The sequence below is a fragment of the Caulobacter segnis genome, assembly GCF_003243465.1.
Taxonomy (GTDB): domain Bacteria; phylum Pseudomonadota; class Alphaproteobacteria; order Caulobacterales; family Caulobacteraceae; genus Caulobacter; species Caulobacter segnis_A.
This window is the reverse complement of sequence record NZ_QFQZ01000108.1, coordinates 1-11,736: the sequence shown is the minus strand read 5'-3', so window position 1 is coordinate 11,736 and position 11,736 is coordinate 1. Positions and strand designations below refer to the sequence as shown.

At 68.5% G+C, this 11,736-nt stretch carries 11 protein-coding genes and 1 pseudogene; 5 read left to right on the top strand and 7 right to left on the bottom strand.

What is annotated here, in order from left to right; translation table 11 throughout:
• From DI526_RS21600 to otsB, 5 genes and pseudogenes are all read right to left on the bottom strand, one after another.
• A partial coding sequence (locus DI526_RS21600) for an alpha/beta fold hydrolase (protein ID WP_304282493.1) occupies window positions 1-607 on the bottom strand: 607 nt, incomplete at its 3' end.
• Between the two features lie 251 nt (window positions 608-858).
• Window positions 859-1,425 (bottom strand): sigma-70 family RNA polymerase sigma factor, encoded by a 567-nt coding sequence (locus tag DI526_RS21595; protein ID WP_304282492.1) that lies wholly within the window; start codon window positions 1,423-1,425, stop codon window positions 859-861.
• Window positions 1,426-1,601: 176 nt separating this feature from the next.
• On the bottom strand, window positions 1,602-1,862 hold the full coding sequence (locus DI526_RS21590; RefSeq protein WP_304282489.1) for a hypothetical protein: 261 nt from the start codon (window positions 1,860-1,862) through the stop codon (window positions 1,602-1,604).
• Window positions 1,863-1,918: 56 nt separating this feature from the next.
• Window positions 1,919-2,647: pseudogene (locus DI526_RS21585) on the bottom strand (trehalose-6-phosphate synthase); the annotation flags it as partial.
• Window positions 2,644-3,414, bottom strand: coding sequence for a trehalose-phosphatase (gene otsB / locus DI526_RS21580; protein WP_304282488.1), 771 nt, complete (start codon window positions 3,412-3,414; stop codon window positions 2,644-2,646). The gene otsB and the pseudogene DI526_RS21585, both read right to left, overlap by 4 nt.
• Window positions 3,415-4,150: 736 nt before the next feature.
• Between otsB and DI526_RS21575 the strand changes: the two genes are divergently transcribed.
• Complete coding sequence (locus DI526_RS21575; protein ID WP_304282486.1) at window positions 4,151-4,609, top strand: helix-turn-helix domain-containing protein; 459 nt, start codon at window positions 4,151-4,153, stop codon at window positions 4,607-4,609.
• On the opposite strand, the gene DI526_RS21570 is transcribed toward DI526_RS21575, so the two are convergent.
• Together DI526_RS21570 and DI526_RS21565 are read right to left on the bottom strand one after the other, a co-directional pair.
• Window positions 4,606-5,352 carry a hypothetical protein gene (locus DI526_RS21570; protein WP_304282483.1) on the bottom strand — a complete coding sequence of 249 codons (747 nt, stop codon included), beginning with the start codon at window positions 5,350-5,352 and terminating at the stop codon, window positions 4,606-4,608. The two genes, DI526_RS21575 and DI526_RS21570, sit on opposite strands and share 4 nt — an antisense overlap.
• 9 nt (window positions 5,353-5,361) lie before the next feature.
• Complete coding sequence (locus DI526_RS21565) at window positions 5,362-6,216, bottom strand: hypothetical protein (protein ID WP_304282480.1); 855 nt, start codon at window positions 6,214-6,216, stop codon at window positions 5,362-5,364.
• 42 nt (window positions 6,217-6,258) lie between these two features.
• Here DI526_RS21565 and DI526_RS21560 point away from each other — a divergent pair, with 42 nt between their 5' ends.
• The 4 genes from DI526_RS21560 to DI526_RS21545 all read left to right on the top strand — a co-directional run.
• The gene (locus tag DI526_RS21560; protein ID WP_304282478.1) at window positions 6,259-7,566 is read left to right on the top strand and encodes an SLC13 family permease; all 1,308 of its coding nucleotides are present in this window, start codon (window positions 6,259-6,261) and stop codon (window positions 7,564-7,566) included.
• A 116-nt stretch (window positions 7,567-7,682) separates the two neighbouring features.
• Window positions 7,683-8,042 carry a hypothetical protein gene (locus DI526_RS21555; protein WP_304282475.1) on the top strand — a complete coding sequence of 120 codons (360 nt, stop codon included), beginning with the start codon at window positions 7,683-7,685 and terminating at the stop codon, window positions 8,040-8,042.
• Between the two features lie 40 nt (window positions 8,043-8,082).
• Complete coding sequence (locus DI526_RS21550) at window positions 8,083-9,261, top strand: mechanosensitive ion channel family protein (protein ID WP_304282473.1); 1,179 nt, start codon at window positions 8,083-8,085, stop codon at window positions 9,259-9,261.
• A gap of 96 nt (window positions 9,262-9,357) precedes the next feature.
• On the top strand, window positions 9,358-11,736 hold a 2,379-nt coding region (locus DI526_RS21545; RefSeq protein ID WP_304282470.1), incomplete at its 3' end, for a membrane-bound PQQ-dependent dehydrogenase, glucose/quinate/shikimate family.

The following is an 11,736-nucleotide window of genomic DNA, read 5'->3' as shown; positions in this document are numbered from 1 at the left end:
ACGCTTCACGTTCATCAGACACTCCTCTCCAGCTCCGAAAAGCTAGCATGGGTGTCCACTGAAACGAGGGAGGATCAAACCGTTTCTGCAGCATGGCGCGCGTACGATCGAACATGCGCTCTTCGGAGGGATCGACCAAAACCAGACCGCCGACGTCAGCAGGAAAAAGCGCGGCATACAGCTTCATGTTGAAGCCGCCGAGGGAGTGCCCAACGAGAAGAAGCGGACCTTTTAGCTTAGCTTTCTCCACGAGCGTGTGCATGTCACCGACGATCGCGATCGGTGAGCGTGGGGATGTGGCGGGGTCGCTATAGCCCATGCCGGCCCGGTCATAACTACAGGCTCTGGCCCGGTCAGCCACGCGGGGCTGTACAAGAGCCCAGATCGACGACCAGTCGCTTAGCCCGGAATCGAATAGAACGGTCGTGTCGCCGCTTCCCAAGCAGAACAGGTTGATTTTACGCCCGCCGCCCAGGTCGATCCGTTCATGAGCACCAACGTATTGTGTCCGGCTGTCCGGCGAGGCCTCTGGTGATTGGGCGCGAGCGCCTGCGGCCGCGACGAGTATCGCTACGAAAACGCTCGTAGCGAAGTGTTTGATGTTCATGCTGCCCCCTCAGACTCGAGCAGCGTGCAATGACCGGCGTTCGCTGGCAAGGCCAAGCTAACTAGGGCGAAAGTCAGCCCACGATCCTTCCCGCTCGATCCGAAGGTCGGTGTCGCCGGCCAGGCTGCGGCATTTGCTGACATTGGCGCAGCTCCAGGAAGACGACATACAGGTTTGACGATGAGACCTCGGCTGCCGCCTGGGCGGGCAGACCCAAACAGGCCGCAGCGATGCCTCCGACGTCGTCCGGATCAAGCCGCGAGCGCTTGCTGAAGACCCTCCAGGAGAGCGCCTAGGCCCTGTCCCATTCCATCGACGTCACCGACAACCGCGCCGTCCGAGAGCATCTCGGTCAACGCGAGCCGAGCGCGACAAACCCGGCTCTTGACCGTGCCGATATGCACGCCGGTGAGTTCGGCGACCTCCTGGTAGGACAGCTCCCCGGCGCCCACCAGGATGACGGCCTCCCGTTGATGATCCGGCAGGCGCGCCAGAGCTCTGCGCACATCGTCAAGCTCCAGGACGTGCTCTGCGCTCGGCGCGCAGACCAAGGTCTGAGCGGCGACTTCGGGGTCTAGCGCCACCGAGCGCCAAGCGCGGCGCTTGAGCGAGAAGAACTGGTTGCGCACGATCATGAAAACCCAGCCCCGCATATTGGTGCCGGGCTTGAAGGTCTCCTGCCGACGCCAGGCCCGAAGCAAGGCGTCTTGCGCCAGATCGTCGGCCAAAACGGCGTCGCGGCAGAGTCCACGGGCGAAGGCGCGCATATGGGGAATGAGAGCGACGAGTTCGCGCTCGAAGTCAAAAGGCTCGGTCATATGAGCTCCTGGTTGTCGCGGGCGCGCCTTCAGGCGAAGCGGTGAATGGCTCAGGGGCGCTCAAACGCTAAGGGCGGAGCTTCCAAGCGTCGACACATTATATCGTGATGCGATGCTATGGCTCGGAATGTCCCTGTACGCGTTAAGCCGGCCGGCACGCTGCGCGGAGGCCAGCGTCAGTCCCAGCCTGACTGGCCCAGTTCGTGGTCCCGGCTCCCATCCGGCTCTGACCGGCCCGTCTTCGCCAGGCCGATCCGGCGCAGGCCCGCCGCCATCAGCAGCAAGACGCCGATTGCCGCGATCACCGCGCTGACGACGCCAGCGGCATGGGCGATCGCCAGCCACTCGTCGCGAGTCATCACGCTAATGGCGATGGCGCCGAAGAGCAGGATGGCGCTGGTCGACAGCAGCCGCTTGGCCAGATCAAGGACGGGCATTTTGCGATCCGTCCGAAGGCGCCTCGGCCGTCGCCGCCGCCGCGTATTGGCGGGCGCCGCGACGACGAGGCCGCGTCCAGGGCGAAAGCCTCGGCCTCGATGCCGATCGGGAAATTGCCGATGCGCGTGCGCCGCCCGTCGAAGTCGACGACGCCGTCCACGATGGCCAGGTCCACCTCTCGGGTGACGTAGTCGCCGAAAGCGTCGAGCGCGTCGCGGCTCTGGAAGCCGACAAGGTCGTAGGCCAGCAGCGACTCCACCAACTGGCGGTGCTGCGGCAGCGTGGTCATCTGTCGCCGGCCCGGCCAGGGAATATGCAGGAAGAAGCCGATCCTGTTGGTCACGCCCAGCGCGCGCAGCTCGGCGGCCAGGGGGATCAGGTGGTAGTCGTGGACCCAGACGAGATCGCCCGGCCCGATCAGTGGCGCCAGGGTCTCAGCAAAGCGCCGATTGACCCGCGCATAGCCCTCGCCGAACGAGCGTTCGTAGGACGCCAGGTCCGTGCGGGAGTGGAACAGCGGCCACAGCGTGCGATTGGCGTAGCCGTCGTAATATTCCTCGCGATCTTGCTCCTCCAGGTCGACGAGGGCGACGGTGACGCCACCGATCTTCTGCATGGAAATCTGGCCGCCGAAGGTTTCGGTCGTCTCCCCGCTCCAGCCGAACCAGATGCCGGAATACTCCCGAAGGGCCGCGGCCAGGGCCATGGCGAGGCCGCCCGCCGGGCCTTGGCCGATATCCGTGGGCGGGTTGACCCGGTTGGAGACGACGATCAGGCGGCTCATCGCGCACCTCCGACAACCGCTTCCAGCCAGTCGAGCACCGCGACCGGGTCGGCTAGTCGGTAGCGGGCGATCGTGCGCCGGGTCGAAACACCCACGACAATCCCGTAGCCTCCGGCCGCTTCGGCGGCGAGGAAGCCGTCCTCGTCGGTCAGGTCGTCGCCGACGAAGATCGGCTTCGCGCCCTGGAACGGCCATTCGCTCAGGAAGCGGTCGACGGCCGCGCCCTTGTCATCGCCGGCGGTGCGCATCTCGGCGACCATATCGCCTTCCTGCAGGACAAGTCCGGTCGAGGCTTCGAGCCGGCGGCCGGCCTCGCGGATCGCCTCACAGGCACCGGGACGGGCGCGATAGTGCAAGGCCACGCTGAGCCCCTTGTCCTCGACCAGCAGGCCAGGCTGGGCGGCGGCCAGACCCTCGAACACTTCCAGCGCCTGGGCCAGATCCGGATCGGCGACCGCGCCGCTCTCCTTGCCCCGCGCGTCCCGGCGCTGCAGGCCATGGACGCCGGCAATGGCGGGCACGGCGTTTTCGGTGATCTGCGCGACCTCGGCGACGGTGCGTCCGCTGACGATGGCCACACGCCGATCGAAGCGCTCGACCAGGCGGCGCAGGACGAAGGTGCGCCTCGGCTCAGGGCCGACATCACCGGGGCGCGCGGCGATGGCCGCCAGGGTGCCGTCGAGGTCGAGGAACAGGGCATGGCCCGCCGGATCGAGGGGCGGCGGGCTGGGAAGCGGATCGGGAAAGGCGATGATCTGGGCCGTCATGGCGGTCTCCATGGCAGGCGCCGGAATGGATCTATTCGGACGCGTTGAAGCGAGCCGCGCGGGCCGCGCGCGGCGATGGACGAACGAAACTTCGGAAAGCGCCTAGCGCGGCGGCCTGGCCTGTAGCGGCTCGCCTCTGGCGGCGCGGACAGGCGCTGGATTGGTATCGGCATCGGAATGCATCAACTGCCCCTTTTCAGATTGGCGCCGTGCGCGGCGCGAGGAGTGCTCCGGTGTTTGGGATCAGCCATCGACGGGATGGCGAACCTGTCGCGGGATGCGACGTGGCCGCTTTGGGCCTTGGCGGCCTTGAGGGCCCCCAGCGAAGATTATCAAGCCCGACCGGCCGGCGGCGGGCTCTCACGCGATAGTGTGGAAGGATTGACCGCGGCGGCGGGCGACACCCGCAACCGAGGTCCTCGCAAATCTGGATAGACGAGGTCGTCGAGCTGCACGCCCGCGCCAAGCAGGGCTCCGGCGACGGCCATGATGATCGCCCCGACGAGAACGATCCATAGCCGCCGCCGCTCGCGTTGCCCCGGCGTGAGCTGGTCCCCTGCTCGCGCCGCGACCTGCGCGGCCCGCCCTCTTGCGCCCCGTTCGACCATGGCGGTGAAATATCGCCACACGATCCATTGGTCAAATTACGTCGGTCTGGCGTGATCGTGAAGGCCTCGCACGACTCGGCCAGCGTGCTAGAAGGCGCTGTTGCGCTTTCGCGCCCAGGACCCGCCGCTTGCGTTCGCCCTCCAAGCCTGCCCCAGCCGACCCCGACGCCCTCACCCCGGATGACTACCGGGCGCTGGGCGACTTTCGTCATGCCATTCGTCAGTTCCTGGCCTTCAGCGAGGACGGCGCCAAGGCCCACGGCCTGACCAGCCAGCAGCATCAGGCCTTGCTGGCGATTAAGGCCCATCCGGGCCCCGACCCCATCTCGATCGGCGACCTGTCACGCAGCCTGCTGATCAAGAACCACAGCGCCGTCGAGCTGGTCGCGCGCCTGGTGGATCGCGATCTCGTCGCCCGGCGTGACGCCGACGCCGACCGCCGGCGGGTCATCCTGGCGCTGCGCCCACGCGGGGCGGAAATCCTGGAGGCGATCTCCCGCCGCAATCTCGAACGCCTCAGCGATGGGGCCGACATCCTGGTCGAGATCGTCGAGGCCGCCCGCCGGGCGGCGCGACCCGGGCGCTAGCAGACCAGAACCGAGGCGCGCGCGGCCCACAAGCTCTCGGCGGACGCGGCGAGAGCATTGACGCCCCCACCCAGCAGCACCGCCCGCGAGATGATGATCAGGTCAGCTGGCCGCTCGTCGAGATAGCGCCAGATCGCCGAGCCAATGTCCTCGGTCTGGACGGCGAAGCTCGTCGCGCGTCCGTCCAGCATGCCGCGCGCCAGGGAGAGCTTGGCCTCGGGATCTTCATGAGCGCCGGCGACGACGATCAGGTCGATGGCCAGATTGTCCAGTCCGTGACCGGCCGCCAGGAGGTCGAGCGCGGCATGGCGCTGCGGATCGGCGTCGGTGACGGCAAGGACCCGATGGATCGGCAAGAATAGTTGAGACGCCAAGCAGACTGGGATGTCGAGCGCGCGCAGGACCAGCTCGACATGCCGGCCCAGCGCCGTGCGACCCTCGGCAGAGCCTTCGCCGCGCTTGCCCATCACCAGGACGGCGGCCTCGGCGCTGATGGCGCCGGCCAGCACGCCGCCCTCGACAAGGCTGAGATCGGGGCTCGCCGCCCCTTGATCGGCCAACCGCTCGAAAGCTTGCGACAGCAGGGCCTTGGCGTCCTCGACCGTCTCGTGCGTCTCGCGCACATGCCGCAATTGCAGGGCCGCATCGATCCGCTCGGCCAACCACGCGGCGTGCTCGCCGACACTGACGCCGTAGGCCGAGCGGTCGATCAGCGCGGTGACACGGGGACGAGCTTGGCTCATGTCCCGGCCCTAGCGGGGCCAGTCGGCCAGGAGCGTCCCGTCTTCGGCCTCGAACGCGACGCGATCGACGTCGACGCCATAGAGGCAGACGGGCCGATGATCGACAGACTCGCCCCAGCAGCGGACGGCCGAGCGATTCGAAAAGCCGGAGATCCGACCTTCGAGAAGCAGACGGAACGACAGCTTCTGGCCATCGCGATCGATTGGAAGCTTGAAGACATGCTCGTAAGGACGATCGCCCCGGCGCTCGGCGCGGGAGGCCTCCTGGCTATGGAACATGGCCAGGCCAAGGCTCGGCGCCTCGACAGGCGTGGGGGTGGCTGGCGGCGCCACCTCGCGGCGATAGGGGCAGCCCTCGACGCGCAGCCAGGGCCTGGGAATCCAGAACCCCTCGACGGTCTCGGCGGCCTGCGTCGTCGCTGCGGCGCGGACCAGTGGCAAGTCCGTCCAGGTCGCCGGACGCGCCACCAGCCGCACCGTTCGCGTGGCCGCGTCGAGTTGGTAGTAGGCCTGCAGCGGTCCAGGATCGGCGACGGGCCCGCCGCAGCCGAAGGCCAGTCGGATCGAGAAGCGTTCGCCGACCAGCTTGGACGGCGGGGTCGCCTGACCTGCGGCGAAGGCGCTGGCCGCGACATCGGCGTCGGCGATCAGGTCGGCGCGCGCGGCGGGCGCGATCTTCGGCGGGGCCGATACCGCCGCAGCGCTCGGCGCCGGCACGAGTGGCGGCGGCGCGACCTTGGCGGGCGGCGCTGGATGCGGGCGCAACAGCACCATGACAACCACGACCACGGCCGCCGCCCCGATGACGATCGGCGCGATCAGGGCGAACTTGCGGTCGGGAGTCCGGGGCCTATTGTCGCTCATGGCCTCAGCCTAGCAGAAGACAGGGACCCGATTGCAACCGCCTTGCCCCCGGACATGACGCCAGCCCAGATCATCGCCCTGGTGGTTCTGGTGTCTGTCGTCGCCGCCCTGATCCACGGCAAGCTGCGGTCGGACGTCGTGGCGCTGGCGGGCGCGGCGGTGCTCCTGGGGACGCGGACCGTGCGGCCGGTCGAGGTGCAGGGCGCCTTTGCCAGCCCCGCCATCATCGCCCTGGCTTCGCTCTTCGTCATCGCCTACGCCATGGAACTCTCGGGCCTCCTGGGCCTGCTGATCCGCCAAGCCACGAAGCTGTGCGCGCGGCTGGGATCAGCCGGCCTTTGGCTGGTCATCGCCCTTTGCGGCGTCGGATCGGCCTTCCTCAACAACACCCCGATCGTGGTGCTGGGCGCGCCCGTCGTGCGCGATGTCGCCCAATCGCTCGGCCAGTCCCCCAAGCGGTTCCTGATCCCCCTTTCCTACGCCACCATCCTGGGCGGCGCCTGCACCCTGATCGGCACCTCGACCAATCTTCTGGTCAACGACATGGCCCGCAACGCCGGTCAGCCGGCGTTGGGTCTCTTTGAGGCCACGCCCGTGGCCTTGATCATCGCCCTGGCCGGCGGGGTATATCTTTTCCTGGTCGGGCCGCGTCTCCTGGGCGCCGATCCGACCCCGGCGCGTGAGCCGCTGGCCGCGCCGCAGGGGGTGACGCCCGCTGGCGAAGATCCGGCGCTCTATCCGCCGGACGCGGCCCTCGATCCGATCCGCGCCGCCGCGTCCCTGGCGGTGTTCGCCGCCGTGGTCGCCGTCGCCGCCGTCGGTTTGCTCCCGATCGCCGCCAGCGCCTTCGCCGGCGCGGTGGGCCTTGTCCTGGCGCGGGTGATCAGCGTCGAGGACGCCTACAAGGGGCTGCGCCCCGAGATCTTGCTGCTGATCGCCGGCATGGTGGTCGTCGGCCTGTCGATGGAGGTCACGGGCCTGGCGGCGCTGACGACCAAGGCCATGGTCGGCTGGCTGCAGGCGCTGGGGCCGATCTATGCTCTGGCGCTGATCTACGGCGCCACCCTGCTGCTGACCGAGCTGCTGTCGAACGCGGCGGTGGCGGTGCTGCTGACGCCCATGGCCGTCGCCCTGGCCGAAAGCCTGGGGGTCAGCCCCCGTCCCTTCCTGGTGGCGGTGATGATGGCCGCCAGCGCCGCCTTCGCCACGCCCTTCGGCTACCAGACCAATGTCCTGGTCTACCAGCTGGGCGGCTACCGATACCTCGATTTCGTCCGCCTCGGCGCGCCGCTCAACCTGATCACCTGGGCGGTCGGCCTGATCGCCATTCCTCTCTTCTTCCCGTTCTGACCATACCGTTCTGATGGCGGTTCCCACCGCCAAGCTCACTTTAATGTCAGGCCATCGTGTCATCGGCACGCAATACATCGTGATACGATGTTTACGGCAATTGAACGGGGCTTTGCATGAACGACGACATCAACGAGACGATCTTGCTCATCTGTGATGACGAGACGCGCGCCACACGGCTGATCACGGCCTTCGATGAAGCGCGGATCCAGGTTATCGGCCCGTTCCCAACCGCGGGCCTGACTCTGGCGGTGACCGCCCACGCCGGACCAACGGTGGCCCTGCTGGCCAGCGAGACCACCGGCCGCCGCAGCGCCGCCGAGCTCGCGCAAAGCCTGCAGACCAATTGGGGCGTGCGCTCAATGCTGCTCGACGAGGCCGCGCACGACGAAGTCGAGACCGTCGGCTGGCGCGCGCCCGACAGCCAGGTTGCGGGGATCCGGCGGGCCCTGGCCAAAGCCTTCGCGCCGGCCTGAACCGAACCTTCCCCATCCCAGACAAGGAGAACTGCAGCTGATGACGGCGAGCGAACGAATCCTCGCGGCCTTGCAGGCCCTCTTGGCGCACTTCTCGGCGCTCAGTCCCCTGGCTTGGGTTCTGAACCTCGCCTTGACCGTGCTGGCCGTCCTGCTGGCGCTCGGCGCGGGTCGTCTGGCCCGGCAGATGGCCCGGCTCGGCGGCCATCGCCTGCCTGGCCCGGCCGATGCGGAGATGACCGTGCGGGTCAATCGCCTGGCGCGGCTATCCGGCTGGATCGTTCAGGCCCTCGCGGGAATCGCCGCCGTGCTCGTCGTCGCCGACGTCTGGGGCTTCAACCTTGTGGCCTGGTGGACGACGCCGCTCGGGGCGCGCATCCTGGCTGGCCTCGTCCGACTGTGCCTGCTGCTGGTCGTCAGCGTGGCGGTGTTCGAACTTGTCGGCCTGGCCATCGGGCGCGGCATGGAGGGCTTCGCGGACCACGCCGCCGAACCGCGCCGCCGCGCTCAGCTGGCGACCCTCTCGCCCCTGCTGCGCGGCGTGGCCCAAACCGCCATCGCCATCGTCGCCCTGCTGATGGCGCTGAGCGAGCTTGGCGTGAAGATCGGCCCGCTCCTGGCCGGCGCGGGCGTTGTCGGCGTCGCGCTCGGCTTTGGCGCCCAGACCCTGGTCAAGGACTTCCTGACCGGGATCTTCCTGATCGTCGAGGATATCGTCTCGGTCGGCGACATCGTGCGGATCGGCGACAGCGGCGGCCTGGTCGAGCAGATGACCCTGCGCACCATCCGCCTGCGCGACTTCGACGGCACGGTGCACGTCTTCCCCTACAGCGAAGCCCAGGTCCTGCATAACCTGACCAAGAGCTTCTCGTACTACGTCTTCGATCTTCAGGTGTCCTACGACTCCGATATCGACAGCGCCCTGGCGATCATGAAGCGGGTCGGCGCGGAGTTGCAGGCCAATCCCGATTTCGCCGACAAGATTCTCGAGCCGATCGAGGTGGTCGGCGTCGACAATCTCGCCGACAGCGGCGTGGTGCTGAAGGCCCGCATCAAGACCCTACCCATCCAGCAATGGTCGGTGGGGCGCGAGTACAATCGGCGCATCAAGCTGGCCTTCGACGAGGCCGGCGTCGAGATCCCCTTCCCCCACCTGAAGGTGTTGATGCCCGAGCGGCAGATCGCCGAGCTGACGGGCCAGACAGCCGCCGCGCTTTGACACGAGCCGCAAAAAGATCGCCTCACGATCTTTTTGCGGCGCCTTTTGCCGGCTCGCGCATTTTGCCGACAGTCACGCTCGAACCGGAGACGCCCGATGCCCGCCGCCCATGGCTCCGCCCGCCCCCTGGCCGCCATGGTGGTCGGCGTCATCCTCGTCGTCATCGGCGCGGTGCTTGGCGTCGGCGGCCTATGGCTCGCCCTGGTGGGGGGCTCGCTCTATTACCTGCTGGCCGGCCTCATCCTGGTCGTTGCCGGCGGCCTGATGGCCAGGGGCCGGATGCTTGGCGTCTGGCTCTATGCCGGTCTCTTCGCAGCCACCCTTGTCTGGGCGCTCTGGGAAGCCGGCCTCAACGGCTGGGCCCTGATGCCACGCGTCCTGGGGCCCTTCATCCTCCTCTTGGCAGTGCTGGCCTGCGCGCCACGGCTCGAGTCCGCGCCCGGCGCGCGAAAGGCCGCGGGCCTGATCGCCGCCGCGGCCAGCGCCGTGATGGTGATCGGCGCCTTGGTGGTGACGCTGGCGCCATCCCCGAAGGCCGGAGCCCTCCCCTCCGCCGATCGCCCCGTCGCCATGAGCGACGCGGCCGGCGGCGACTGGCGCGCCTACGGCGGCACGTACGGCGCCCAGCGCTACTCGGCCCTGGCCCAGCTGACGCCGGACAATGTCGGACGGCTGGAGCGCGCCTGGCTGTTCCACACCGGAGATCTCCCCCAGAGCCAGACCGCCCGGGACATGTATGGCGCCGAGACCACGCCCCTGAAGGTCGGCGACACGCTCTATCTCTGCACGCCCAAGAACATCCTGATCGCCGTGGATCCGGCCACGGGCGTCCAGCGCTGGCGTTTCGACCCGAAGGTCGACGACAAGTCCATTCCCTACACCGCCGCCTGCCGGGGCGTGTCGTACTACGAGGTTCCCGGCGCCGCGCCCGCGCAAGCCTGCGCCCGGCGGATCATCGAGGGCACGCTGGACGCGCGGCTGATCGCCGTCGACGCCGCCACCGGCCAACCCTGCGCGGGCTTTGGGTTCGTTGGCCAGGTCGACACCGCCCAGGGGATCGGCGAGCACGCCCCGGGCATGTTCTCGATCACCTCCGCGCCGACCATCGTGCGCGGCGTGATCGTCACCGGCCACCAGGTGCTGGACGGCCAAAAGCGCGATGCGCCGTCCGGCGTCATCCAGGGCTACGACGCCGTCACCGGCCAACTGCGCTGGGCCTGGGACCTGGCGCGTCCCGATCGCGCCGGCGCCCCCGCGCCGGGCGAGACCTACACGCGCGGCACGCCCAACATGTGGACGACGGCCAGCGGCGACGAGGCGCTGGGCCTAGTCTATCTCCCCCTGGGCAACGCGGCCGTCGACTATTGGAGCGGCCTGCGCACCGCGCCGGAGAAGGCCCACTCCACCTCGCTGGTGGCGCTCGACGTCACCACCGGCAAGACGGCCTGGTCCTTCCAGGCCGTGCACAACGACGTCTGGGACTACGACCTCGGCTCGCAAGCCACGCTGATCGACTATCCCAGCCCGACCGGTCCGGTCCCCGCCCTGGTCCTGCCGGGCAAGCAGGGCGATCTTTATGTGCTCGACCGTCGCACCGGCCGCCCCCTCACGGGTGTCGAGGAGCGGCAGGTCCCACAAGGCGGCGTCGAGCCGGAGCAGCGTTCGGCCACCCAGCCGTTCTCGCTGTTCCACACGCTGCGCAAGGCCGATCTGACCGAAAGGCAGATGTGGGGCATGTCGCCGATCGACCAGATGATCTGCCGCATCCAGTTCCGGATGGCCAAGTACGACGGCTTCTACACCCCGCCGACCACCAAGCAGCGCTATGTCGAGTATCCCGGCTACAACGGCGGCTCCGACTGGGGCGGGATCGCCATCGACCCGGCCCGCGGCGTGATCGTGGCCAACTACAACGACATGCCCAACTACAACCGCCTGATCCCGCGCCAGGAGGCCGACCGCAAGGGTTGGGCGCCGCGCGGCCAGGAGCGCGGGGGCTCGATGAAGGGCGGCGCGGAGGGCGCAGGTGACCCGCAGGCTGGAACGCCCTACGCGATCCAGGTCAATGCCGGCTGGCGCCTGCCGCTGACCGGTCTCCTGTGCAAGCAGCCCCCCTATGGCGGCCTTCGCGCCATCGACCTGCGGACCGGACGGACGATCTGGGACCGCCCGCTCGGTTCGGCGCGCCGCAATGGCCCGTTCGGCATCACCTCGAACCTCCCCATCGAGATCGGCACGCCTAACAATGGCGGCGCCGTCGTCACCGCCGGCGGCCTGATCTTCGTGGCCGCCACCACCGACAACCTGATCCGCGCCATCGACCTGAAGACCGGCAAGACCGTCTGGCAGGATAAGCTGCCCGCCGGTGGCCAGGCCACGCCAATGACCTACGAGGTCGACGGCCGCCAGTACGTCGTCATCATGGCCGGCGGGCACCACTTCATGGAGACGCCGATCGGCGACGCCTTGGTCGCC

Bases quoted from the DNA above. Each gene is read 5' to 3' on its own strand.
- DI526_RS21595 (WP_304282492.1), bottom strand. From the start codon at position 1,425: ATGACCGAGCCTTTTGACTTCGAGCGCGAACTCGTCGCTCTCATTCCC.
- DI526_RS21590 (WP_304282489.1), bottom strand. From the start codon at position 1,862: ATGCCCGTCCTTGATCTGGCCAAGCGGCTGCTGTCGACCAGCGCCATC.
- otsB (WP_304282488.1), bottom strand. From the start codon at position 3,414: ATGACGGCCCAGATCATCGCCTTTCCCGATCCGCTTCCCAGCCCGCCG.
- DI526_RS21570 (WP_304282483.1), bottom strand. From the start codon at position 5,352: ATGAGCCAAGCTCGTCCCCGTGTCACCGCGCTGATCGACCGCTCGGCC.
- DI526_RS21565 (WP_304282480.1), bottom strand. From the start codon at position 6,216: ATGAGCGACAATAGGCCCCGGACTCCCGACCGCAAGTTCGCCCTGATC.
- DI526_RS21555 (WP_304282475.1), top strand. From the start codon at position 7,683: ATGAACGACGACATCAACGAGACGATCTTGCTCATCTGTGATGACGAG.
- DI526_RS21550 (WP_304282473.1), top strand. From the start codon at position 8,083: ATGACGGCGAGCGAACGAATCCTCGCGGCCTTGCAGGCCCTCTTGGCG.